This is a genomic window from Paucibacter soli (assembly GCF_037482845.1).
Taxonomy (GTDB): Bacteria; Pseudomonadota; Gammaproteobacteria; order Burkholderiales; family Burkholderiaceae_C; genus Paucibacter_B; species Paucibacter_B soli.
Genome location: NZ_JBBHJW010000017.1, coordinates 1 through 22822, shown reverse-complemented (window position 1 = coordinate 22822; position 22822 = coordinate 1). Strand labels below are relative to the sequence as shown.

Sequence of the window (22822 nt, the reverse complement as noted above, 5' to 3'; positions counted from 1 at the left end):
CAATATCGTCCACGCAACGATTTCGGTTGAATGAAGGGGAACGAATGACAAAGTTCTTGAAGATCGCAGCGCTGGCAGCATTGCTTGCCACCCAGGGCTTTGGTGCCCATGCTCAAAATTCAGCGCAAGAAAAGAAGTGGTCGCCGTTGGTGTGCTTCTGGAACTTGACGAAGTGTGAAGAAGTCAAGGTGACGGCGTCTCCGCAGCCCGAGGTGCCGCTTACGTGGAATCATGAGAACGCCACTTCAATGAACCCACTGCGGATCCAGGAGACCGCTGACAACTGGGTGAAGTTGGGTGAACACGAACTCGGCGACGGAACTGTTCTCAAGGTCTACTCTGACGGAGCCGTGCGCAGGGAAATGATCCCTGGTGAAGTGCTACGCCCGGATGCGGGTGATGTGATCTTCAATGGCAAGGTCTATTCGGCGCCGAAAGGTGGAGTGAGCCGAGGCATCGAGTCCGACGCCATTCAACCGACGAAGACCAAGGTTGAGAACGACATGAAATGGGGTGGCCAAGAGTGGGTATGTCAGGCTGGCTACGAATTGTCCCGCGAGCCCGTGTCTGGTACCACCACTTGCAAGCCTTGTGAGCAGATGGGCAAGGTGTGGAACGGCGGATGGTGCGTATGCCCACCCGGCATGGCCTGGATGGCGGGTGCCTGCTACCCTGGATACAAGCGCTGAGCTAGGTCCCTGGGCCGAAACCACTCCGAGGTTGGGTTCCAACGTTTGAACTTGTCGACGAATAGTTGGTGTGATATCTGTGGATTAGCCATAGGGGAAATCACATGCAAATCCAAGTCGACCAACTCTCTCGTCGCGCGCTGATCTGGGCGAGCATCCTCGCCCAGGGATTCGCGCCAGTGATCCAAGGGCAAGTGGTCTCCTATAGAACGGACCATGGCTCCTGGGACTCACCACGCATCGATCTGGACCAGGCGGCCTATCTAATGAATCGGTACTGGGTTGGACTAGATCGCCCAAGCAAGGGGCAGACACCGCCTCAGTGGCGCGCAATCGCCGACTTCGTGGGGAAACAGCCCTCACTGAAGTCGAGCCACTTCGTAATGACCGCCAATTCCACTGACATGGCCACCGCTGTCATTCGGTGTTTTGTAAAGAGTCGCTTCGGCGAGAAGGTCGACATTCCAGAGGAACTCGTAGCTGACTGCGAGATCAACTCTGCCATGCATTCTTCCTAGGACCGACGCTGTCGGAAGGGGCCCGCCTCACCCATCTGCCAGCCGGCACAACCGCGAAGCGGAACAGCGACTCCCGATGTTTCGCACCTGTCCCAATAAGGTAGCTCATCCTGTGAGCCACCTAGCACCTAGAATTCACAGCTGTTTGGCAAATGCACCAAAATGGGCATTGCTTTGCGGGGTTAAAAGTAGTCAGGAAGGCGAATGACATTTCAGCTAAGGCAGATGGTGTTGGTCAACGCCGGCACCAACAAGCACGTCCCATCGGGTCGTATCACGCAGATTGACCCTCGGGGAGGCGCAGCTGTTGTTGGCGCCAACGCGGTGGGGAAGACGTCCACCCTGCGGCTGATCCCGCTTTTCTTCGGTCACCCCACCAGCCAACTGGTGGCAATGAATCAGGGCCAGGAAGGGGTGCGCTTCATTCTGCCCACGAGCCAGAGCGCGATCTTGTTTGAGTATCAGCGCGGGTCAAGTGACGAAGCTGATTTGCGCCTGGCGGTCATGCGGCCGCGCGCCGACGGCACGGATGCTCCCGAATCATGCGGCCGCGCGCCGACGGCACGGATGCTCCCGAATACCGGATCTACAAGACCGGATACCGCAAGGAGATGTTCTGCGACGGGGACCACTTCTTCACTGACGCGGAGACCGAGGCAATGGCCAAGTCTCTGGGCATTGTGGGGACCCACAAGCTGACTACGTCCGAATATCGGGCTGTGATCCTCCGCACCGAGTCAAACACGAAGGAGCGCGCGCGGATCCAGCGGTTCGGTCTGGAATACTCGTTTGGCCCGCGCCGGCTGCCGAATCTCGACAAGCTCATTGCGACCATGGTCAAGAACCAGGTTCGCTTCGAAGAACTGGTCCAGGTGGCCGTTGGCCTGATCCAGGATGACCTGGGCCGCGGTGCCGAGCGCAACAAGGTGTCCATCAAGCAGCAGCGCTCAGCCATGGATAGGTGGCTTCGCAATCGTGACGCCGTAGTTGAGGCAAGAAAACTTGAGCCACGAATCCTGGGGCTCAATGGCATGTGCCTGAATCACCGTACTGCCGAAGAAGAGTTCCGAGAGCTGCACGCTGACGTCGCGACGTTGACGGACAAGCGTGAGGCCGAGAAGCGCGAGCTCCAAGGCATCGTCACCGCAGAATTCCAAGCTCGCGCGCTGGTCATCCAGTCCCGTGAGGAAGAGCGCAAAGTCATTGTCGGTCGCACAGTTGCCGCCAGCGCCAAGTCGGTGTCCGCGAAAACGGCCTATGACGAGGCTGCGGGAAACCAGACGCACTACGAAAAGGGTGAAGCTGCGCTTTGGGCAACCCGAGTTGACGCCATCCCGGCGCTGCAGCAGCGGCGCAACGACATCTCCAGCCAGGTGCAGGTGGCCGAAGCTGCGGCTGCAAGCGCAAGGCATGAGTACACCGGTAGGTGGCTCAAGGTCGAGTCCGATGCTGCGGCCAGAGTCCAGGAGCTTGAAAACAGCAAGGAGCCTCACCGCCAGGCCTGCGAGACTAGCGTCAGCGAGATCAGCGACCTGGAACGAGCCGCGCGGGAATCGTGCGACGCCGAAGTCCAGGCCCAGCGCGAAGACCTGGCCGCATCGCTGGAGCCATTGCACGCCAGGCGTGGTGAGCTGAATGTGCTCGTCGCCAACCCGCAGGCGCCGTTAGACGTCTTGGAGGCCGAGAGGGAGGCTGTCGACCGGTTGACTGCCCATGGGATCGAGCGCACTAAGGCCGGTCGCAAGTATGAGGTGGCGGCCGACGAGGCTCGGAAGGCTCAAAAGGCCTATGACGACCTCGAGGCGAATCAACGCGAAGTGAAGCGCCGCGTTGAGGCATTCAGTGCGACCCTGGATGCAGCGAAGCTTCGCCTGGCGCCCAAGGATGGAACGCTGCTGAGCGCGCTGCGGCAGCACTCAGACACTGATTGGAAGCTCAACCTGGCGCGGGTCATCAACCCCGCGCTTCTCGAGCGCGCGGATCTGAATCCTCATTTCATTCCAGAGGCCCTGACCGATGTCGTCTATGGCTGGGCACTGGACCAGGCTGCCATTGCGGCGCCCGACTGGACTGACGATGAGCGCATGCGCGCCGCGGTCAATGACGCAGAAAGGGTTCTGGCGACTGCGCGGACCGAGCTGGCCGATGTCGATGGAAAGCTGAAGGCGGCGGGCGTCCAGCGCACATTGGCCGAGAAGGCCAAGGAACTGGCTGATGCCGAAGCACTAATCCTCGACGGCAAGGCCAAGGGACTGCGAGACGCCCTCGAGCTCGCTCGGCTCCGTGTTGGAAGTGCAAAGGAGTCGGCGAAGCAGCTCGCCATCGGTGAGCTGAGCTCGGTCGGCGACAAGATTGGTGAAATCGGCACACAACTCAAGAGCTTGGAGCTGGCTCATGGCAAACGCAGAGGCGATATCAGGACCAGCCACGAGCGTATGAAGGTCGAGGCGGTCTCAAGGCGCGACATCGCGCTCAAGGCCATTGACCAGGCGATTGCAGACGTTCGCCATGAGTCGAGCAACCGGGTCCAGGCCCTCAAGAAGCAACTTGACGAGCACCTAAGCGAGAAGGGTGTGGACGTGCAGAATCTGCAGCGCCTGCAGAAGCAAGTCGAGGAGCTGGATCGGGAGATCACAGGCATCACGGGCAAGGTTGCCTTTGTCGAGGCTTGGCGCAAATGGATGAGCGAAGCGGGACCAAACGAGGTTGCCCGCTTGAAGCAGGAGTCCGAGTCAGCTGCGTCGGAGTCACAACGCCAGGCTGCAGCGCTCTCCAGCTTTGAGGCGCAGTCAAAGCGCGAGTCGGAGGCGTTCGAAGCAGCCCAGAGTCGCCGACAGGGCGCGCTCAAAAATGTCATCGACGACCTGGAAATTCTCTCCAAGCTCTGGGGCAAGTTCGACGGCTACGGGAAGAAACCGCACGAATCCTTCGACACGAGGATTCGCGCAGAAGACCTGAAAGGCAAGATCGAACGCCATAGGGCTTGGGAGCTGATGAAGAGCAAGCAAGCTGGCACAGCTCAGGAGGGGATGAGAGGGGCCCTGGAGGCGTGGCTGTGGGTGTGAACGGCACCATCAAGACCTGAATAACGGGCCCAAATGCAAAGGCCCGCGCGAGCGGGCCCTCCTCTTTGCGCAGGATCGCCAGTGACGATCACCACTTGCAGCCCTTCTCGCGAAGCATCTCTTGAGCATCTTCGCGAGTCTGCTTGTGGATCAAGACCGTGCCGTCGACCACCACGCTCCAGGGCTTGCTGAAGTCGAAGGTGGGGTCGTAGGACGTCCGCCCCCGCCCATCGGACGAGCGCTCGGTATGCGGGGCCGGAAGGTCGCGAATCGGGTCGACGCACGTCTCATCCATCGTGAAACGCTGAGTCACCCCGTTAACGCCGACGGAGAATTCGACGGTCACCGTGGTCGAAGATTTGACTCCGACAACCTTGCCGATGTGCCCAAGGTATCGTTGCAGCTGCTCGACGAACTTAGCCATAGACTCCGAAGGGTGCTTGCGGACGACCCGGCGCAGGCGATCCAAGCTTTGTTCGCTCACGTAGGCCTTGGCGCCGACTTCGAAGTGATAAGGGTTGCGCATTGGAGTCCTGGTTTCAGAGGGTGGCGCCAAGTCGGCGAGCTAGTTCGGCTTTGACGATGGCAAAACGTGCGATGGCGTCATCCTCACGTTCGACCTGTCGGTTGTGGACAGCGTTGCCGTAGTAGCTGAACGTGTGCTGAGCCTCATCCAGGAGCTGCTCAGCAGTGAAGCCAGGAAGGGCCTGGCGAAGATCGGAAATGTTCTCGATGCGCTGTGTGCTCATGCCTTGAGATATCACACGAACCTGGAAAGGCAAGGTCTCACGCCAGCGCAGCAAGCAGCCACGCCTTCTGCTGCCCGATGCCCAACCCTTTCATGGGCACGACGACACCAGACCTCCCCTCGACCCACCTGCGATACCGCCGTCCGGCCAACACCACGACGCCTGGGCCAACTTTGGGCTCGTGGAGGTGGGAGTCCAGGCCCAGCTGCGTGAACTGGGCCTGGACCATGGCGTCCCAGGCCGCCAACGCGTCCAGGCCGAGCAGATTCAGGGTGGTGTCGTAGGGCTCGATGACCTGCTCAGGCGCCACCAAGCCGTGTTTGGCTGACAGGATCAGCCACCTGGTGCCAAAGCGCTCGGCCCAGGCTCTCGACTTCTTGAAGAGGTCACCGATGTAGAGGTCCTGTGCGGCCGCGGCGTGGCCTAACTTTTGAGCGCCACAGGCGACCAGAACGAGCGGCCATGCCGCTGGGTCAGAGTGCATATCGCTTCTCGCCGTTGACGGCTCCTCCTCTCCACCAACTCCTCGAGCATGTCGGACTCAGTCCTTTGCAACGAAGAAATCGAAACCGTTTGGGCATCACAGGCTGACTTGTTTGCAACGGCTGCCTTGATGTCTTGCCACTTGTGCCACTGCTGTGGATGCATGGCTGCCATTGAACACATCGGATCCGTTGGATTGGCGGACGATCTCCGCTGAAACCAAAGCGGCCATCGGGCCTCCTAGCCTAAATAGAAGATCAATTGAAGGCCGCTTTGGATTGGTCTCGACGGCCAGGCGAATAGCAGTCTCCACGGCGTCATGCGACGGAAGTGTCGAACTCGACGGATCACCGGTTCGAAAGGCAGATCCAGCATGAGTCAGGTCGTTGACGTGAAGCAGGATGTCGCGAGGCATCTCTGAATTCGGCGGCATCTTTGAGCCACTGAGGACATCGAGCCAGTCGCTCCTTTCCTCTGCAGTGGTCGCCGAGTTCTTTCCGGCCTCAAGCAGGACTGCCAGGCGCAGCATCCGGCCGGAGTCGGACAGGCAGAGGCGGGCGACTGGAATACGGTTGTAGCTGCGGTCCTCGCCGTCATGTGCGCTCACAGCCCACGCGACGCCACCCTCTAGGGACTTCATGATCGCCTGGCGGACCTCGGTGCCGAATTCCCCGTGCACCAGGCGGCGCAACTTCTCGACGCCCCAGAGGCCCCGGCTCGTAATGAGCAGGGCCACTAGGTGGCCGAAGTGCAAGTCTTGCGAGACCGGAGGCTGCTGGCAGGTCCAACGAAGCAGAGGTTCGAACTCGTCCTTGTGCATCACAGGGCCGACTTTTGGTCGCTCACCGCGTGCACGGAGTGGCTTACCGTCGGGGGCGAAAATATCGGTGGACGTGAGTTTCATACTGAGGTCGATTCGTTCGTAGTCTTGCGAGCTGTGTTGTCTTGCAGATCGTTTGTTGCGGAGAAGAACATGCGGTCAGACCACTCGATTGCGTCGTCGACTCATCGATGGATCCAGGCCCGCAGGAGCCGAATGCGTGATCTGATTCCCGAGATCAACTGACAGACTGCGCTTCAGCATTGTCGAGATCATGAGAGCATGCATCTCGCCGCCGGCGCACTCGAGCGCAAGGTCGACCGCGTTCATACCGGGCTCGCCGGCGTAGACGGTGCCTAGATCCAGGCTGACGCCGCGGCCGATGAGAAATCTGGCGATGCCGATGTCATTGAAGATGATGGCGCCAGCCAAAGGCTTGAGTCCGGCAAAGTTGCTCCAGCCGAGGTCGCCCTTCCAATCGGAGCGCGCTTGCACTACGCCGTCATAGGGCGCCTCGAGATCAAGTTGGCCAGCGGCCTCGTAGAGAGCAATCAGGCCGGTGACCTTGCTGAGCAGCTCTGGATCCGTCGGCCATGTGTGGCCGAAGAATTGCGAAGTGGCTCCGGTGTCGTACTGGTCGGTGATCGGCGCATTCATGGCCAACAGCTTCACGCAGCACTGGTAGGCCAGGCTGGCCTGCACATGGTCGAGTGGCGTCATGAACCAGTCCAAGACGAAGGCGTGGACCGAGCGATAGTGACCATCCTTGGGACGTACCTGGTCTGTGCACAGCAGATCCAGTGGATCCACTTGGCCGTCCAGTGCGACCAGCAGTTTGGCCAGATCGTCGACTGGAAGCTTCGTCCGCGGGATGGCGGGCGCGCACATCTCAATCTCTGAAGATAAAGCCGAAGTCACTGACGCCAACTGGCGTTGCATGGAATTCGCAGCGGCCAGTGCGTGGATCTCAGCCATCCCGTGCGCGAGCGCAAGCGAGACAGCCGACACCGGCGGCTCATCGGAGTAAACCTGCCCCAGGTCCAGGTCCACGTTGCGCTCAAGCAGGTATTCGACGAAGACTCGATTTCCTAGGAGGATCGCGCTGGCCAAGGGTTTGATTCCGTGAATGTGAAAGTCGAGGGTTTCTTCGCACTGCGCCCGAGTGGGCAGCCTACCGTCAAGAAGACCCTCAAGATCAAAGAGGCCTGCTGCAACATACTGGTCAGCCAGCTTGGAAATCTGCGTCCGACGAACTTCATCGCCTGGCCACGCGTAGGTGCAGAACTGAGATTTCGCGCCATCGCCATAGGTGTCAGTGATTGGCGCGCCCAACTTGATGAGCCGCTCGCAGATGTCGATGGCCAATCCGAAGCTTTCCCAATCAGCAGCCGTCAGGACCTTCGACAGCATGAGTGCATGAACCGAGCGATAGCTCGTCGCGGGATGGGTTCGTATGGGCTCAACACTCACGAGATCGTCGGGGTCGACGTGTCCACGCAGAGCGCGCTCCAGCGCATGCAAGTCATTGATCGGTAGCGTCGTCTGGCGAATTGGCTTCATGGCCGGGCCTTCCTGCCAGCCGGTGCTGGCTTGTTGAGGGCCTGGATCTCGAACCCGGACAGATCACAGTACCTGCGCATGCCCGGGCTCGGGAAATAGTCGCCCTTCAAAAGGCCGACAAGAGCCTCAGAGGACCATTCTTCTTTGCTCGAGATCAGAATGTGCACCCATGACTTCAATGACTGGCCATTGGCGAGGCTGGATGCAATCTCTCTTTCGAAGTCGGCTTTTGAGAGCATGGCGGGTGATGATGTCTTTCCGAGCGCAAGGGCTCGGATCGTTTCAGGAAATCTCACTGTGCCGAAGCCATCTCGACGTTACCTGCAGGCGTAGAAATGCCTCAGCATCAAGCGCCGCGAATTATACCACGGAAGATATCCTATACGCTATCGTATCCGGGAGCTAGCTCACCCCTTGCCAGCCTGCTTGAACTGTCTACAGCCGCGCGCCGCGGCGACGAGCAGGCTGAACTTCTGCATTGGCCAATGACTCGTCCGCCGGCGTTAGAAGCTCGTCCAAGCGATCCGTCATGAGGGCTTCGGTTAGGACGGCCAGCACCGCACCTTGCCCCATGTCTCGAGCAAGATCAAAGGCCTCGTAGGGTGGTCGGTCAAGAAAGACCTGACCCAGCTGCTTGCTGGCACCCTTCTCGAGCAGGAAGCGGACAGACTCAACGTTGCCACAGGAGATGGCGGCCGCCATAGGTGCCAAGCCATCCCAGCAGAAGCCATCGTCGTCCAGGGTCTCAAATCGACAGGAGATGTCGCCCGGGATCGGATCATCCAGCGAGGCGAGTCCATGGCCAAGATAGAACTCAGCCAGTGACCTGGTCATCATCACGCGCCGAGGGTCAGACGGCCAGTAGAAGCCGAACAACTGAACTGACGCTCCCTTCCCGACACTCGATTGAATGGGTTCACCCATCTCGACGAGCTCATGGCAGACCTGGATCCAGGCTCCGGCCAACGTCACGTCTTCTGCCTGTACGGCCTGAGCGAGTGCAAGGCTGTGCAGCGTTGTCGCGACCGAGCCCAATCCCATGAGTGGGTTGACGTTCGAGAGCTGTGCGGGATCAATTGGGTTTGCCTGACGGTCCCGCAGCTAGTCGAGAGTGGCGCCTACCTGGCGCCTGGTTGGCAGGCTCCGCCTGCTATGTAAGCGAGCTGGCATAAGGGAGGGCGGAACTGCTAGGGTGGGCTGGTGGCCAACACCTGACTCATGGCGTGCGCGAGCGGCGTGTTGCCGGAGTCACGGGAGACTCACCGTGGCCGGCGCGGGCCACCTCCAGGAGGCGGAGACCGAACTCAGGCCCGTCGGTGACGTGATTCGCCAGCGCGATCAGGTCAATGAGAGAATCTTCCTTGGCGTGACCCGGCACCGGGCGGTGGTCCAGACGATCACCGGCTTCGACCAGGATCTCGGCGGCCGTCAGATTCTTGCGGCGAATGGCGACCTCTAGTGGCGTGCGGCCGCTATTGATAGTCGAGGAGGCAGCACGGCCAGCTCCGAAGGCATCCTCTCGGTCGTTTAGGAGGAAGTAGCCGGCCTTGACGTAGGCGCGCATGAGATCAGCGATCTCGGCGCGAAGGGCTTCAGGCCAGTTATTCCCTAGCAGATGCACTGCCGCAGCGCGCACAGGGCCACCGACATTCCGGCATGGGACGCCCCGACTGATGAACTCATGACAGGTCTTGATGGCGAAGCGCGCCATGACGAGGTCAACCTTCAGATCTGGGCCGAGCCAGTTGATACACCGAATGATGAAGCCGTGAGCCAGGTCTAGTGTCGGCTGCTCAGCCATGCACTCTTTCAAGCGCTCGATGCCGGCTAGGTCGGTGGGGAAATCGGTGTTCATGCTCATAAGGTCGAAATATCACAAGGGAAGCGATACTGACAACCCTGTCGGCAGTCAGCCTGACTCACCAGATTTCTCGCCGGTGCTACAGCTTCGTCAGAAAGCCATCGACCGAGCAAAGTGTCGATGGATCTCAGCGCAACGCGCTGCAAGTTCAAGACTAAACCAGTCGTCGATGCGAAGTTTCCCCTCCATGTCGCTCCAAGAACCTGGGCGGGCCAGAGACGAGATGCGCGTGTACTCAGCAAAGAGGTTGTCTGCACCCATGCCGCCGGCGAAACCGATCTGCTTTTCGGTAGCCGGCAGCACCCAGGAGTCCGGGGAAGTACCGCGGCCGCCAGACGCATCGATCAGGATGGCGTGGTTTCGGGCCTGGACACCCAGCAGCGAGCCATTTGCGATGTTGTGCTGCGTCATGAGGGTGCCAACCAGGCTGGCCAGCGCCTCAGCCTCTTCAACTTGGAGTCCTCCGTTGACCTGGACGCGTGGCGCATGGCGGGTCAAATCTGCCAGGTCGCCGGCGATCAACTCCCGACGCGCGCCCATTCCACATACATGGATCGCGCAGCGACCGGAGAGTGCGGAAGCGGCTCGCGAGAGCCAATCCCGGCTCGGGTAACGTGGGCGCCCCTCCGGCGTCACGGTATAGAGCAGGCCGATCTCGACTTCAGTGAAGCGATCAGCGAGATCAACGAGACCGTCCAGGTCTGTGCGTTCATCGGCGCCAGTCAGAGTGATTCGTGAGAGGTTCATCGGGCACTCCAAAACCGCGCTGATGTCGGGTTAGGCGGCACGGACGGCTGCAGCGCCGCGGCGCTGCCAGGGCTTGAGTTCCTTCACTGCCGGAGTTTCCGATTTGGTAGGCTCAGGGGAGGGCTCAGGGCGCGAGCTGTTGGGTTGAGCTTCAGCAGGAGGCGGCACAGGGGTAGCCGACTCAAGAGCGACCTCGGGCTCCGGCCTCGGGGCCTGCTTCACCTCCTTCGTGACCACAGCCGACTCAACAGAGACCGTCACCGGGGCAGCCACGGCGGCCGGAATTGCTTGAGCAGCGGCGCCGATGACGATGATGTTGCGGGCGCACACGCGCGTGAAGTAGTCGAACTGGCCGGGCTGACCCTCACGCTCGATTTCGTCTGTGCACAGCTCGCCTTCAACATAGACCTTGTCGCCCTCAGCCAGGGCGCGGACGACTTCGACCAATTCGTCAGAGGCCTCGATGTCATGGGTATCAATTCGCTCACCGATCTGGCCGCCACGACCAACCGTTTTGGTTGCTGTGGAAATCGTGAAATCGGCATAGAGCGCGCCCGAGTCCTCGGCGATCTGGGCAGGGCCGTTGGCCCGGCCCAGCAGGATGATCTTGTTGACGTCTTGGGAAACGGCGAGGGACATGATGAGCTTCCTGTTTTGATTTGCCGACCGAAAAGGGCCGAGGAATGAAGGGGCGCAACACCTATCACCGGCCCCGCTGATGTTGAGATAGCACATTTGCTCAGATCTGCAAGAGAGTTGACAGCGCACGAGATATCCTATACACTTATCAACATTGCCTCGAAAGAGGCTTGTCGAGCAATACCGGCCGCACCGATTGGGCGGATTCAGGAACCCGTAACCTGGCTCGAGAACACCCAATGACATTCGGATTGGCTCGCGCATACCCGCGGGCGATCTAGTTGATGCGCGTGTTCACTGCAAAGGCCCGCGCTCGTCGCCGGGCCTTTACTTTTTCCAGCAGGAGTTTCCATGGCAACCCCCACCAGCAGCACACTGAATCGCGAGAAGATCGAGGCGGACTTGGATGCCTTCATCGATGAGCATTTGGATGCGCAGCAAGCCTTCTCAGAAGCGCTGGGCAAGGTGGAGCGCCAGAGGGCTGCAGCCGCGCTGGATCGCACTCGTGAGCGCATGCACATCGCCCGCGACGCGATGCATGGTGATGAGTCTGCCTACCTGAAATTGAAGGCCGCAGACGCCGCGATTGCGGCCAGCAAGAATCAATCGGGCGCGCAGCGCGAGGCGCCGGTGGCGGCGCTGAGCTTTGACATGATCCGAGAGGTCGCTGAGCTGACCCGCCGCCTTGCCATTGAGGACTACTGGCGCCACATTGCCGCTGTCTCCGAGGCGCCGAACGAGGCCGAGAAGGTTTCGGCCGTCGCAAAGCTCCACGATTCCGAGCGAGCCGCTCGGTTGGCAGACAACGCCGTGCAGTCCATCATCGCGGCCGAAGCTGCGCACCGCTCCACTACCGCCAACCTGGTCATCGGCAAGGAAGCCGAAGCAGATGTCGCAGCGAAGGCATCCGGCGAGCATCTGAACATGGTTGCTGACCGCCTGGATCGCTACGGCGCCGAAGCGCCAGAGAGCAAGTTCTTCGGCGCAGCTTTCGCTGCCGTGGCCAAGGCTGATGAACTTGCTGGCCACATCGGGGCCGGCGCAAGCCGAAAGGCGGAGGGCTTCACTGAAAATATGCGTGCGTTCGCCCAGCGTGTGAAGGCCTTCGCGGACACCGTGTCTCGCACGCCGGAGATCGTGGTTGGCGCTGCCAAGGCTGCTGGGCACACTGTTGCCGAAATGGCTGTATCGGTGTTCGGTCGATTGAAGAGTGGCGTCTCCAGTTGGTTGGGAAGCGCCAACGCAAAGGTCGAAGAGGCTGCGGCGAAGGCTGCCGCAATCAAGGACAAGGCCAAAAGTTCGGCATGGGATGCCTTGGACCGCGCTGGCGAAGCAGTTGAGCGAGCCAAGAGCAAAGCCAGCGATGTCGCTGATGTCGTCCGTGAGCAGGTTGGACTGCATGCTGACATGGCGGTAATCGCCGGTGGCAAGGTTGCTAGCATTGGTGGCGGCCTCCTGTCCGCAGCTGGTCGTGCTGTTGCTGACGGCTACACCGATCTGAAGGATGAAGCGCAGGCCACGCGTCGCAACACCAGGAAGCCCTGAGCATGTCGCGTGCGCTGCAAAACGATGCCGAAGTGAGGATCAAGGGGAGTTCGCTCCCCTTTCTAATTTCGGGCGCGGAGAGGGCCCAGGCCCATGCGGACATCATGCTTTGCACGGAGGCTTCTGACTTGTCCACCGGCAAGGCACCGGAGTTCGATGCGCGTCTGGCGAGCATCGTTCGCCGAGACCCTTCACTGCTGCTGGAGCCCATTCCAGATCGCTATCCACTGCCTCGCACCGAGCCCGAATCCTGGCACAACGCTGACGCGGCATGGCGGAACAACAGCAGCTGGTATGGGACCTGGCTAAAGCGGGTGGTGGCACTCGATGCCTTGTTCCTGAAGACTCTGCAGGCCGCATTCGAGTCCGGAGTCCATCCGGACGACACCACAGCCTGGCCGAATGGCGCCCTACTGGCATCAAATGAGTGGGTTGAGGATCCGGTTCGCTTGGAACTGGCACTGAAGCATGGTGCGTCGCCTGTTGCGCCGGCGAATTCAGAGCGCCAATATCTGCTTCGAGCACTTCGCCCGGTGATGACCGCTGACAGCCTAGGGGGCGGCGGACGCGCCAGGGCCGCCCTTCGGAGCGTCAACCTGCTGCTTGATGCTGGGCTAAAGATTGATGAGTCCAAGCACGAGGCCACAACAGGATTGAGCGCGCGGTTGCTCTCGGTCCTTGGTCGCTTTGTCCATCTCAATGAGTCCCTGAGGGAAGACCATGTCTTCCTGGACCGGGCCTTCGCGACGATGACCCGACTTCATCAGGCTGGTGCCGACATTGATCGCCCAAGTGGGCATATGTTGCTTCCACCGGTAGTCGCAGCACTCCGCTCAAACTGCCTCCCATCGCCTGCCAGCTTGTCCAAATGGGCTGTGAAACAGCCGATCAGCACATCGTTAGAGTCGACGGCAAGGATGGCGAAATTGCACCCCTCCTGGAGGAAGCTAGGCGCGCCGGCGGCGAGCCGTATGCCGCAGCATTGATCCAAGCAATGATGGATCGAAGCATTCAGCGCTCAATGGCAGAGCAATACATGAAGTGCTCCCTTGGTAGTGCGAATCAAGAAAAACACACGCAGCAGCGTCAAGGCTGCTCACGAACCCTCTGAGGAAGTCATGGATCGTCGTATCAATGAAGAGAAGGTGATCTGGGCAACCCTCAGTGATGAGGCGTTGGCTCGGATGGGGGCCAAGGATTCCGTGTCTTCGGCGAATAGTGCCATTTTGGCCGAGCTGCGCGCCTGGCACATTCCTAGCGACTACGGGATCATCATTGCGGACCCGTCGGTTCTGCTGCCTGTATGGACGGATGGAGTGCACTACACCGCGGAGATGAGCCAGTGGCACGAACGCGTAGCTACCGGCCGTGAGCCGAAAGCTTCTACAGCTGATAGGCTGGCTTGTGCGATGGAACTGCTCTATATCGCAAGTCGAAAGGATGGCCGCGTGAATGCCGACGTGGCGGATTCTGCGCAACGCATCGTGTCCGACATTTTGATTCGGTACCCAGTCTTCCTCCACCCTCGGCTTTTGATCGGCTCACCTGAAGGACTGAGTCGGTTCTCAGGCGATTCGCATACGGTGTTGACCCACATGATCCGGACTCGCATTTGCGAGATGCCAAGTGTGCGACATGGATGTGATCCGGCTGGTGTTGAGGCCTTTGCGAAGTCGGCGTTGTCTAGGGCTCCATTCCAGCGCTCAACGCTCAGCAGAGGAGTTGTGACTCATCCGAGTCGAGATGGAAGCAAGAAGGTGTTTCATCAAGGGGCGGGGTTGGAAAGCGCTGTGCGTGCCTACGGAGAGCCATGTCCGGGCTTCATTGGCTCAATGCTGGAGCTCGAAGCACTCCGTGGGCCGGTGGATGGCAAGTTGCCTGTGTACTTCAGTCATGTGGACTCGCGGGCCGAGACCTGGACCTTTAGGGCGCTTTGCATGGCTCAAGGGATGTGGCAACACACACTTTCGAATGGCGACGCTCTCGAGCAGAGTCCCAGGAGTGCTTGGTTCAGTGATGCGCTTCTGGCCAGCAAAGTCCTGTCGAACAGCCAGATCCTGATCGAGGCGTATCGGTGCATGACTAGAGAGGCTGTCGTGCAGTGGGCGGGACTGCGCAAAGGGAATGAAGTCGGCCCAACCGAAGCGATGGTCTTCGAGAACGTGCGCCTCGGACTCGGCGCACTGGTGAAGGTCGGGCTGGCAGAGGATGTGGGGCAAGCGGCTGGAAAGCTCTTTGAGTACCTGGCTGACGACCGCAAGTATGGAACCTTCCCGGAGTCGAATACCGCTGGGGCCATGGGCTTCATGCGGGGCCTGGTCGAGGCTGGCTTCAAACTTCCCGATTCGCTCCCGCCCCTTCGCATGGGGGATCGCAACTCCGCGCCGTGCCGAAGCAATGCTGATCGCTGGGCCCATGCACTTGAGGTCTGGTCAAGGACTCAGATCATGCAAACGGCCATCGAGGCGTCTAGCCATGGTGACTCAACGGCAAACGAAGGCGCAGCGCCGGCTCGCCGGAGGGTTCGCGCGCTCTGACGCAAGAAGATTTCCCATGAGATATCATGTACGCAATGTACAATCTTCTTCGCGCTCGCCCTTGTGTACGGTGTCGAGCTTCATCACTCTACCGACATGGCATCCAGTCTCGAGAAATCCCTGACCAACGAAGGGTGGCTCCCGCCATCCAAGGAGAATGAGAGACCCGACTTTAACCGGCGGGTCTTGACTCAGGCAGCGGCCGCGCGCGAAGCCGAAAAACAAGCTCAAGCAACGAGGGAAATGTTACTGGAGGCCGCAAGAGAAAGCGCCAGATCATCACGGCCGGCTCCACAGGAGGAGCAGATCAACTGGCTGAAGCTATCAGCGTGGTCTTGTGTTGCCGTAGTCGTGCTTGTCCCGATCCTCGTCACGACGGCGCGCTTGATGCAGACTAACGAGGTTCTAACGAAGGAAGGCCAGTCCGGTGCTGTCATGATCTGCAAGAACGGGACGACATCGGCCGCAGACGACTCGTCGATTTGGTCCTGGCTCTTTGGAGGGTCTGCCTTCAGGTGCCGTGATTGGGAAACCCTGGAAGGTCGCAAGCAGCGCGAGAAAGATCAGTCAGAGGCCAATTACTTGGCCAGGGAGCGCGCGAAGCGTACGGCCGAAAACTCTGAAGAGGACTGATACGCAGGCATTTCTGGCGATGTTGGGATCTGCCTGGCGGAGAGAAATCGGCAGAAGTTGCAAGTCAACTCGAATGTGATATCTCGGGCACATGAACGAGAAACAAGTTTTCGCCAAACCTCAAGTCTGGCCCGTCATCCACCTGGACAGCCTTGAGCTCGCGCTCAGCAACGCCGACATCGCACAGCGCTGCGGATGCGAAGGTGTCTTCGTCATCGATATGAACGCTCTCGACGACAAGACGGACCAAATGGCGCTGGCGATCAAGCAACGACACCAGAACCTCCTGGTGGGCGTCAACTACCTCAGCCTGCGGGCACCTGCAGCCCTGCAGCGATCAATTGCTCTGGGCCTGGACGCGACATGGGTCGACAACCCTGGCGTGCGAAGTAGCGGCATCTCGGAGACCCTTCTCGTCGGCGTCCAGGAGGCGCTTGCCGCCAACCCGAGCCACCTGTACTTCGGCTCCGTCGCCTTCAAATACCAGCCGGTCGACAACGACCCACCGGCGGCGGCCGCGCGGGCCCTGAAGCTGGGGATGATCCCTACAACCAGCGGAGTCGGGACCGGCTACCCGCCTGAGGCCTCCAAACTGCATGCGATGCGACAAGCTCTTGGCTCCGGGCCCTTGGCCGTGGCCAGCGGGATCGACCGCTACAACGCCTATGAGCTCGGCCGCTTCCTGACGCACATCCTGGTGTCGACTGGGATCTCGAAGTCTGACGTCGAGTTCGATGAGGCCGAGTTGAAGCTGCTGATGCAGCAACTGGAGTCTTGATCCATGGCAGTGGTCACAGAGCGAATGAGCGCTCAGCAGTATCGAGAACTGCTCACAGTAAAGCCTGCGGCGCCAGGAAAGCGCAAGAACAAGTTCGGTAACCGCCGCGGCCTGGAGTTCAATGGCGAGAAATACGACTCCGGCAAAGAGCTGAAGCACCATCAGCTGCTGATTCTCGCCATGTCTGCAGTAGATGACGGACAGCGAGTCGTCGAGATCGAGCGGCAGGTCCCATTCTTGCTGGTCGAGAAGCAGGAGGGGGAGCGCGCCATCAAGTACATCGCCGACTTTGTGGTGCGCTACGGTAACGGCCGTGTTGAAGTTCAAGACACCAAATCACCACCGACGAGGCGCGAGAAGACCTACGTCATCAAGCGCAAGTTGATGCTGAAGGTTCACAACATCAGGATTCAGGAGTTCTAGGATGCCTTATGTATTAAATTGAAGTTGTGTTGAATTCTTGAGATCTTTGGGGCCTGGACGGATAGCATCCAAACTTCCTCGTTGATGGCAACTGTTGAGGACGCCGGCTAGATTTCATGTCGGCGTTTTTTCTTGCCCATGCCGGTTGCGCGGCAAGCCTCGGCCTTCAACTCAGCATGGGACGTCGACAGGCCGACAAATTCTCGATGGAAAGTTCGGTCCGTCCTGGCAACAGGCTCTACCGCGCACTCGCCAAGAACGTGCCCAGCAGAAAGGCTACAAGGCCGCCAATGAAGCACAAAGAGGTGCCACGCCACCCAGACTCTGGGTTAGCCCCAGAGAAGGCCAGCAGTCCTATTACCGAAGCCGATGCCGCCAACCCGAAAACGGGAGCAATGGATCCTCCAGTGTGCTGCTGAATCAACGAGCCCAACCAAGCGCCGCCGGCGCCAAGTAACGGGATCAGCATCAAGTCAGAGATCCTGACGGGATTGAGTTGAACGCCGAAGATTCGCATTCGGCAACCGTACCACAGCCTCGGCCGGTTGGGTTCCGGGACTTCCGTTTCCATCTCGCCTAGGTAGGGGAGTGCGTGGACGCATGTTCAACACAATGGCAAGAGGAAGACTGGCAAAGAGGGCTGCCGTAAAGCAGCTGGAAAAGAGGTCGGTCGCGATGTCCAACTCGACTCCTCGCCTGAAAACCAACCTTCGAATCAGCGCCACGGGTAGCCAACAGGCTCCAACAAGAACAAAAACGACGATAAACATTGCCGTAACAATTGCCGGAATTGTGGGGCGCATAGGCAATACTTTCTTTAGGCAAGATATTCTGTACGCTACACAGATCGTGCGGCCATCAGATTCGAATTGAGCCCGGTTACCTCACGACAAACCAGGTGGTTGATGTCCTCTAGAAATGAAGGACACGATTTGCCGCGGGAAAAGATCAATTGGTTGCCAAGCCAGCGTCCGGGGGGCCGCAGCTTTGCTGAGCATCAAACTCGCCTTGCGCGACCCGACCTCCCCATCATGTACACAGACCAAAGAGCACCAATCATTGAGACTGACTTCAACAGCATCAGGTGCGATTCAAGATCGCTAAGCGTACCGATGGTTTGATTCTGAATCCACGGAGCAGGCAGTAGGCCAGGGGCAGCAGGGACTCCAGCGTCAACGTAGCCACTCTTGGCGAGATACAAATTTTTGAATATCTCCGATGAGGCTTGTACTTGAGCCTGATCCAAGAAGATGGCAAACAGCACACATCCGATGGCAATGTGAAGCCATAGCATGTTCGAACGCTGAAGTGGACGAAGCAATCGAAGCGGCATTATCTTTTCCAAAACAAGCGTTGAGTCGTAGCCTTGGGGCATTGGCACGGCATGCTGCGCTCAATGCGCAAATGGACGAACTTTTGAACGGAGCCATTCCCTTCGGCTCAGGGACAAGAAACAGAGCAATCCGAGAACTGCAGATCAAGTCCGCACACCGTTCTGAACTCATGATGCTAGATCTGATCGTATCAACCCATCATCCCAACAGTGTTCAAGATATCACATAGAGACAGTCTCATCAAGACAGGTTGAAGCTGAAAACAATCGCGGAAGTCTCTATGGTCGACGACATAAATTGTTAGTTGCAGTCGTTTTCACGTTGAAACAGGTGCGCCGAATGTCCCATGTTTACGGTACATACCATCAGTACATGTCAATGTTTGGGAGCACTTCCCATAGGAACAGAGGGTACAGACACGTTAGGCATGACGTTTGGCCATAGACAGATCGTTGCGCCGCGTAGACGATACCAAGTACACTGTGCTGAAATTGGCAGACGTCACTCCATGGATTGGCTCTCCGCCAGGCAGTCGAGCACTTGGCACATGGGTGAATTCACTATATCTAGCGGCAGAGACTGCGTCTGAGTTCGTCGTCAGTTGCTGAAGCCAAGACAACCAAGACAAGGGAGCGGGTGGTGAGAGTCATTGACACAGGTCGAAGCCTTAAGGTTTCAGGTGCGAACAGTAGGGGTCAGCGCAGCCCTGGGATCAAGGAGGCGCTGCTCAATTTCTTGAATGGTTTGGCGTCTCTGTTGCGCCCCAAGGGGAGTGCGAGCAAGCCAAACATCGCTCTTGAGCGTTTGAGGGAAGTCGCTGTATCCACTGAAGTTCGCAAGCGAGCCGTGCCAACACCGGTGAGCGCCCTACGCAAACTTCTCGAGAAGCACGAAGACAAGCGCGCGACGATGCTTGATTTGTGCATCGTTGAAGCAACCATCCGACTTGCTGGTGGGCACAACCCGCTGGGACACATCCGCCTCGAGACACTCACCAGAGCGCTTTCGCAGTTGAGCTCCATCTGCCGAATTAACTCCAACCCTGAGATTGCAATCCTTGAGTTGCAAATGCGCCGAAGGGTAGACGAACTTCGAAATAAGGAGCAGGTCGAGCGCGCGTACAAGGCAGCACCAATATTGGCAAATGTGGTCACTGAGTCAGAAATATCGGCTGACAAGAAAAAGTCAGTACTCGATCTATTGAACCTTGATGACTCAAGATATGTGAAGATGGAAGAGCCGTCATTTGCTGATACCCAACCGCTTGATTGGTTGGATGTGAAGGTGTCGTGATGGAGAAGACGCCAGTTCAGGTGCTCATCATCGATGGGAATCGTGGAGAACATGCGGCCTTTGCTGAGCTACTCGAGAAATCGAGTTTGTCTAAAGTAAAGGTAGTCAGCACAGCATGGAATAGTCTACTGGCGTGGAATGAGTTGCGTCGTCGACACATTGACGTCGTATTCCTTGATCCGGATACGCCGGGCTTGAATCTACAAGAATTCTGCCAACAGATGTCCGGACTGAAAGTGGTCCCGCTACTCTTCATCGCGTCCAAAAGCACTGAGCATTGCGTTGAGGCATTCGCGGTCGACGCGGTCGATTACTTGATTAAACCTATTCGCAAAGGGCGGCTTGACTCGGTCATATTGAGATTGCAAGATCGTTTGTCTTTAAGGCGAGCTATAAAGGGATCGGTCCCCACGGCAAAGTTAGTTTCCAGTGTGGTGGACAAACCAATTGCAGATATTCAAGTAAGTGCTCCAAGGTCAACTCGGGTACTGGCACCTGAATCAATCTTGTACGCAAAAAGGAGTTCCCGCGGACTGATTGTGAGGACTGCTGGCGAAACTATTGAAGCCCAGGGTAATTTGGCGGCGCTACAAAAGCGCGTCGGTAGACCGTCAGTTCAAGTCTCAAGCGGAGTCGTTGTTTTCAACGACTCAATGTCTAAATTTACCTCCGGGATTAGGGCTCGACAGCTTCTTGGCTTCCAATCGGCCGGTGCAGTGCAAGTTTCAAAGACTGGTGAATGGTTGCCAGTTGGCGCTTCAAAATGCGCACTAGTACGAAACATTTGCGAGCGCACGTCAAATCTGGGGCACTCGGAGGTCGCGAACGATATTTTTGGTACTCACGTCTGCCCAAATGATGTTGTTGCGCTCGCAAAAGTCGGTCAGACCATTTACGCGCTGACGTCTACAAATGAAATACCACTGCCGGATGTGAAAAAGGGCATCCTTCCGCTATCAGAAATGTGTGGTGGCACCTTTATTCGCCTCAATCGATATATGTCTTGTCGGCTGAGTGAAATTAAAGATGTTTTCCAGATTCACAACACCGAAGCTGCCGCAAAACTGGACGGCAGCGCCCTCAATTGGGCTGTTCGTTTGAAAGGCCGCGATCAGTCATTTCCAATCTCCAAGAAATATGTCGGCGCAGTTATGCGTGGCTTGCAATCCATTCGAGGAGATAGAGGATGCTCCGAAATTGAACTCCGTTCAGTTGCGGGACAGAAACTGCATAGGATGGAGCGCAATGCGGGGTCTGGAACAGTGGATTCTCAATCGGGAGTCCGTATTAGCTTTGGCGCTGTCAGTCTGCCATTGAGCGATGTCTTGTACGTAAGAGCGGACGCTAAGCGTCTTGTCATACGCACCGTCGATAAGTCGATCACTGTGATTGGCGAACTGGCTACGTTTGAGCAACAAATGGGGCCTGGCTTTATTCGGGTGCACCGGAATGCAATAGTGAAGACAGCTGAAATTCGCGAATTCGATCAGCAATCAGCCGAGAACTCGTTTGGTATCCCGGCAGATGGCGCCGTATTTCTGCACCGTGCACAAGTATGGTTGCCCGTGTCTCGACGCCAGGCCAGTGAGGTAAAGAGGAGATTGTCAATATGATGGATTTGGAAAACTTGGACATCTCATCGGCAGTTGGGGTCGCCATCGCAGTCGCGTTGTTGATTCTGCTGGCGTTTCTGCTTCGAAAGAAGATGGCACGTGTCGGATTGACTGCCGGATCTTTTGGTGAGAGGAAATTTCTTGGCGGCAGCGAATTGAAGCTGTTCGAACAACTCGTGCGCTGCCTGCCAAATTGTTTCGTATTCCCCAATGTCGCTGTAGGTTCTTTGATTCGCCTGAGGACTTCAGCGCGATCCATACCAAGGGCAAAACTTTCAGTTATTGAAGCAGCCAAGGCATCGTTTGTAATTTGCAGGCGAAATTCAATGACTCCTTTGTGCGTCGTTGAAATCGACGACGGGAAAAAGGCTACTGAAAATCAAGGGATATTGGAATCGATTTTGAAAGAAGCTGGACTTCCAACTTTGAGATTCAAAGCCAACAATGATTCAACTGATGCAGTGTTGGCAGCTCACATTCAAGTCATCGAGGACTGGAAGAAGAAAGATGATGACGGGTTGGATGCGAGCGCCTATCGAGGATTCCTTGAAACAAGAATCCCGAATGCAGAATGGTTGTCCATGGATAATTTGTCTTCTAAATAGTTTGGCAAAATAGGGCAGGGGGAAATATGAGTTTGTATAACACAACGCAACACTTTTTGAACATCATTGCTGCCGGCAAGATTCATCAATCGATGTCTTCCAACTACCTGGAGAAGGTGCAAGGCCTAGCTGTATCTGCTGTTGATATTCCTGAAACTAGGGTTATCGCTGTTGGTGAGTTCGATGGATTTGCTGGGGTCGAATTTGAAGCTTTTGGCGAGGTGCCCAAGGGTTCGATTACCTTCAAACCCAATCGAATAGCGGAAAAGCGGCCTGTTCTTCTGCGGACAACTCAGGATGCAATTATCAAGTACGCCGTAGAAATGGGCATTGCGCAATGCGAGTCTGATGTTTACGAAGACTTTAACAACCTGTGCGCTCAAAAATCACTTTTTGAACAAGCGTATCTTGGTGGTCATATTGATTCGCTGCGATGTCTTGTTCAGCACAGGGTGCCACTCGAACTTGATCGCGGAATGTTTCTGCCAAACGATTTCCGAGTGGTTGCATTGAAATGGGCCAAGTCCATTGATAACTGGCTCAGGCAGGGGCATGAAAACTTCGGGGTCGAACTGAAGTCGAATTCACTGACGGTCAGTCGAATGCTGTTCGTATCTATGAGAGATGAGCTTCGGCGATCCCCCAGCAATAGCAGAATTCCATTTCAAAGCCGCGAGCGCCTGAGCTCTACTGCTGGGGTCTATTGAAGGGTGCGTCGTCGTGCGCGGCGCCGGCGGCCCGACGAACGCCTCGTGGCGTGGCACTTCTATGGTGGCATTGAGATACCAGCGGCCGCGCGCGTCCTCAGCTCGTATTTTCGAACAGCGAGATCCATTGGCCCGCGAAGCGGACTTGGCCACGGGACAAGCGGGGCAGCCGAAGCGGCTTTGCCTTGAATTTTCCAGGCCAATCGAGCGTCTGACGCCTCGG

24 protein-coding genes and 1 pseudogene are annotated in these 22822 nt (G+C 57.8%); 15 read left to right on the top strand and 10 right to left on the bottom strand.

What is annotated here, in order from left to right; genetic code table 11:
- Positions 1 to 44: 44 nt before the first annotated feature.
- The 4 genes and pseudogenes from WG898_RS24830 to WG898_RS24820 all read left to right on the top strand — a co-directional run bounded on the left by WG898_RS24830 (position 45) and on the right by WG898_RS24820 (position 4272).
- Positions 45 to 689: a hypothetical protein gene (locus WG898_RS24830; protein ID WP_339605465.1), complete on the top strand. Its 645-nt coding sequence runs from the start codon at positions 45 to 47 to the stop codon at positions 687 to 689.
- Positions 690 to 793: 104 nt separating this feature from the next.
- Positions 794 to 1207 (top strand): hypothetical protein, encoded by a 414-nt coding sequence (locus tag WG898_RS24825; RefSeq protein WP_339605464.1) that lies wholly within the window; start codon positions 794 to 796, stop codon positions 1205 to 1207.
- Between the two features lie 204 nt (positions 1208 to 1411).
- A pseudogene (locus tag WG898_RS25345) lies at positions 1412 to 1720 on the top strand (ATP-binding protein); the annotation flags it as partial.
- A gap of 29 nt (positions 1721 to 1749) precedes the next feature.
- A complete protein-coding gene (locus WG898_RS24820; RefSeq protein WP_339605463.1) occupies positions 1750 to 4272 on the top strand; it encodes an ATP-binding protein in 2523 nt (840 codons plus the stop codon).
- An 88-nt stretch (positions 4273 to 4360) separates the two neighbouring features.
- On the opposite strand, the gene WG898_RS24815 is transcribed toward WG898_RS24820, so the two are convergent.
- From WG898_RS24815 to WG898_RS24770, 10 genes are all read right to left on the bottom strand, one after another.
- On the bottom strand, positions 4361 to 4798 hold the full coding sequence (locus WG898_RS24815) for a hypothetical protein (RefSeq protein ID WP_339605462.1): 438 nt from the start codon (positions 4796 to 4798) through the stop codon (positions 4361 to 4363).
- A gap of 13 nt (positions 4799 to 4811) precedes the next feature.
- Positions 4812 to 5021: a hypothetical protein gene (locus WG898_RS24810; RefSeq protein ID WP_339605461.1), complete on the bottom strand. Its 210-nt coding sequence runs from the start codon at positions 5019 to 5021 to the stop codon at positions 4812 to 4814.
- A gap of 37 nt (positions 5022 to 5058) precedes the next feature.
- Positions 5059 to 5505, bottom strand: a complete 447-nt coding sequence (locus WG898_RS24805; protein WP_339605460.1) for a DUF6884 domain-containing protein — start codon at positions 5503 to 5505, stop codon at positions 5059 to 5061.
- Positions 5506 to 5601: 96 nt separating this feature from the next.
- Positions 5602 to 6408, bottom strand: coding sequence for a hypothetical protein (locus WG898_RS24800; RefSeq protein ID WP_339605459.1), 807 nt, complete (start codon positions 6406 to 6408; stop codon positions 5602 to 5604).
- Between the two features lie 75 nt (positions 6409 to 6483).
- Entirely contained in the window at positions 6484 to 7884 is a 1401-nt protein-coding gene (locus WG898_RS24795; protein WP_339605458.1) for a hypothetical protein, read from the bottom strand.
- Positions 7881 to 8123, bottom strand: coding sequence for a hypothetical protein (locus tag WG898_RS24790; RefSeq protein WP_339605457.1), 243 nt, complete (start codon positions 8121 to 8123; stop codon positions 7881 to 7883). Before WG898_RS24790 ends, WG898_RS24795 begins: the two co-directional genes overlap by 4 nt.
- Positions 8124 to 8319: 196 nt before the next feature.
- Entirely contained in the window at positions 8320 to 8925 is a 606-nt protein-coding gene (locus tag WG898_RS24785) for a hypothetical protein (protein WP_339605456.1), read from the bottom strand.
- A 175-nt stretch (positions 8926 to 9100) separates the two neighbouring features.
- A complete protein-coding gene (locus WG898_RS24780) occupies positions 9101 to 9745 on the bottom strand; it encodes a hypothetical protein (protein ID WP_339605455.1) in 645 nt (214 codons plus the stop codon).
- Positions 9746 to 9835: 90 nt separating this feature from the next.
- Positions 9836 to 10492, bottom strand: a complete 657-nt coding sequence (locus WG898_RS24775; protein WP_339605454.1) for a hypothetical protein — start codon at positions 10490 to 10492, stop codon at positions 9836 to 9838.
- A 30-nt stretch (positions 10493 to 10522) separates the two neighbouring features.
- Complete coding sequence (locus WG898_RS24770; RefSeq protein WP_339605453.1) at positions 10523 to 11131, bottom strand: single-stranded DNA-binding protein; 609 nt, start codon at positions 11129 to 11131, stop codon at positions 10523 to 10525.
- A 351-nt stretch (positions 11132 to 11482) separates the two neighbouring features.
- Between WG898_RS24770 and WG898_RS24765 the strand changes: the two genes are divergently transcribed.
- The 11 genes from WG898_RS24765 (at position 11483) to WG898_RS24715 (ending at position 22599) form a co-directional block, all read left to right on the top strand.
- Positions 11483 to 12676 (top strand): hypothetical protein, encoded by a 1194-nt coding sequence (locus WG898_RS24765; protein WP_339605452.1) that lies wholly within the window; start codon positions 11483 to 11485, stop codon positions 12674 to 12676.
- Positions 12677 to 12678: 2 nt separating this feature from the next.
- Positions 12679 to 13662, top strand: coding sequence for a hypothetical protein (locus WG898_RS24760; RefSeq protein WP_339605451.1), 984 nt, complete (start codon positions 12679 to 12681; stop codon positions 13660 to 13662).
- A gap of 132 nt (positions 13663 to 13794) precedes the next feature.
- On the top strand, positions 13795 to 15213 hold the full coding sequence (locus WG898_RS24755; RefSeq protein ID WP_339605450.1) for a hypothetical protein: 1419 nt from the start codon (positions 13795 to 13797) through the stop codon (positions 15211 to 15213).
- A 96-nt stretch (positions 15214 to 15309) separates the two neighbouring features.
- A complete protein-coding gene (locus WG898_RS24750; protein ID WP_339605449.1) occupies positions 15310 to 15846 on the top strand; it encodes a hypothetical protein in 537 nt (178 codons plus the stop codon).
- A gap of 91 nt (positions 15847 to 15937) precedes the next feature.
- Entirely contained in the window at positions 15938 to 16624 is a 687-nt protein-coding gene (locus WG898_RS24745) for a hypothetical protein (protein WP_339605448.1), read from the top strand.
- A 3-nt stretch (positions 16625 to 16627) separates the two neighbouring features.
- Positions 16628 to 17047, top strand: a complete 420-nt coding sequence (locus WG898_RS24740; protein ID WP_339605447.1) for a DUF1064 domain-containing protein — start codon at positions 16628 to 16630, stop codon at positions 17045 to 17047.
- A gap of 1308 nt (positions 17048 to 18355) precedes the next feature.
- Positions 18356 to 18610, top strand: coding sequence for a hypothetical protein (locus WG898_RS24735; protein WP_339605446.1), 255 nt, complete (start codon positions 18356 to 18358; stop codon positions 18608 to 18610).
- 410 nt (positions 18611 to 19020) lie between these two features.
- Positions 19021 to 19674 (top strand): hypothetical protein, encoded by a 654-nt coding sequence (locus tag WG898_RS24730; protein WP_339605445.1) that lies wholly within the window; start codon positions 19021 to 19023, stop codon positions 19672 to 19674.
- Entirely contained in the window at positions 19674 to 21287 is a 1614-nt protein-coding gene (locus WG898_RS24725) for a LytTR family DNA-binding domain-containing protein (protein ID WP_339605444.1), read from the top strand. The genes WG898_RS24730 and WG898_RS24725 overlap by 1 nt, the downstream gene beginning before the upstream one ends.
- Positions 21284 to 21892 (top strand): DUF2726 domain-containing protein, encoded by a 609-nt coding sequence (locus WG898_RS24720; RefSeq protein WP_339605443.1) that lies wholly within the window; start codon positions 21284 to 21286, stop codon positions 21890 to 21892. Before WG898_RS24725 ends, WG898_RS24720 begins: the two co-directional genes overlap by 4 nt.
- Positions 21893 to 21918: 26 nt before the next feature.
- Positions 21919 to 22599: a hypothetical protein gene (locus tag WG898_RS24715; protein ID WP_339605442.1), complete on the top strand. Its 681-nt coding sequence runs from the start codon at positions 21919 to 21921 to the stop codon at positions 22597 to 22599.
- The last annotated feature ends 223 nt before the right edge of the window (positions 22600 to 22822 follow it).

Coding starts and splice junctions, on each gene's coding strand:
- WG898_RS24830 (WP_339605465.1), top strand. CDS start 45: ATGACAAAGTTCTTGAAGATCGCAGCGCTGGCAGCATTGCTTGCCACC.
- WG898_RS24825 (WP_339605464.1), top strand. CDS start 794: ATGCAAATCCAAGTCGACCAACTCTCTCGTCGCGCGCTGATCTGGGCG.
- WG898_RS24820 (WP_339605463.1), top strand. CDS start 1,750: ATGCGGCCGCGCGCCGACGGCACGGATGCTCCCGAATACCGGATCTAC.
- WG898_RS24815 (WP_339605462.1), bottom strand. CDS start 4,798: ATGCGCAACCCTTATCACTTCGAAGTCGGCGCCAAGGCCTACGTGAGC.
- WG898_RS24810 (WP_339605461.1), bottom strand. CDS start 5,021: ATGAGCACACAGCGCATCGAGAACATTTCCGATCTTCGCCAGGCCCTT.
- WG898_RS24805 (WP_339605460.1), bottom strand. CDS start 5,505: ATGCACTCTGACCCAGCGGCATGGCCGCTCGTTCTGGTCGCCTGTGGC.
- WG898_RS24800 (WP_339605459.1), bottom strand. CDS start 6,408: ATGAAACTCACGTCCACCGATATTTTCGCCCCCGACGGTAAGCCACTC.
- WG898_RS24795 (WP_339605458.1), bottom strand. CDS start 7,884: ATGAAGCCAATTCGCCAGACGACGCTACCGATCAATGACTTGCATGCG.
- WG898_RS24790 (WP_339605457.1), bottom strand. CDS start 8,123: ATGCTCTCAAAAGCCGACTTCGAAAGAGAGATTGCATCCAGCCTCGCC.
- WG898_RS24785 (WP_339605456.1), bottom strand. CDS start 8,925: ATGGGATTGGGCTCGGTCGCGACAACGCTGCACAGCCTTGCACTCGCT.
- WG898_RS24780 (WP_339605455.1), bottom strand. CDS start 9,745: ATGAGCATGAACACCGATTTCCCCACCGACCTAGCCGGCATCGAGCGC.
- WG898_RS24775 (WP_339605454.1), bottom strand. CDS start 10,492: ATGAACCTCTCACGAATCACTCTGACTGGCGCCGATGAACGCACAGAC.
- WG898_RS24770 (WP_339605453.1), bottom strand. CDS start 11,131: ATGTCCCTCGCCGTTTCCCAAGACGTCAACAAGATCATCCTGCTGGGC.
- WG898_RS24765 (WP_339605452.1), top strand. CDS start 11,483: ATGGCAACCCCCACCAGCAGCACACTGAATCGCGAGAAGATCGAGGCG.
- WG898_RS24760 (WP_339605451.1), top strand. CDS start 12,679: ATGTCGCGTGCGCTGCAAAACGATGCCGAAGTGAGGATCAAGGGGAGT.
- WG898_RS24755 (WP_339605450.1), top strand. CDS start 13,795: ATGGATCGTCGTATCAATGAAGAGAAGGTGATCTGGGCAACCCTCAGT.
- WG898_RS24750 (WP_339605449.1), top strand. CDS start 15,310: ATGGCATCCAGTCTCGAGAAATCCCTGACCAACGAAGGGTGGCTCCCG.
- WG898_RS24745 (WP_339605448.1), top strand. CDS start 15,938: ATGAACGAGAAACAAGTTTTCGCCAAACCTCAAGTCTGGCCCGTCATC.
- WG898_RS24740 (WP_339605447.1), top strand. CDS start 16,628: ATGGCAGTGGTCACAGAGCGAATGAGCGCTCAGCAGTATCGAGAACTG.
- WG898_RS24725 (WP_339605444.1), top strand. CDS start 19,674: ATGGAGAAGACGCCAGTTCAGGTGCTCATCATCGATGGGAATCGTGGA.
- WG898_RS24720 (WP_339605443.1), top strand. CDS start 21,284: ATGATGGATTTGGAAAACTTGGACATCTCATCGGCAGTTGGGGTCGCC.
- WG898_RS24715 (WP_339605442.1), top strand. CDS start 21,919: ATGAGTTTGTATAACACAACGCAACACTTTTTGAACATCATTGCTGCC.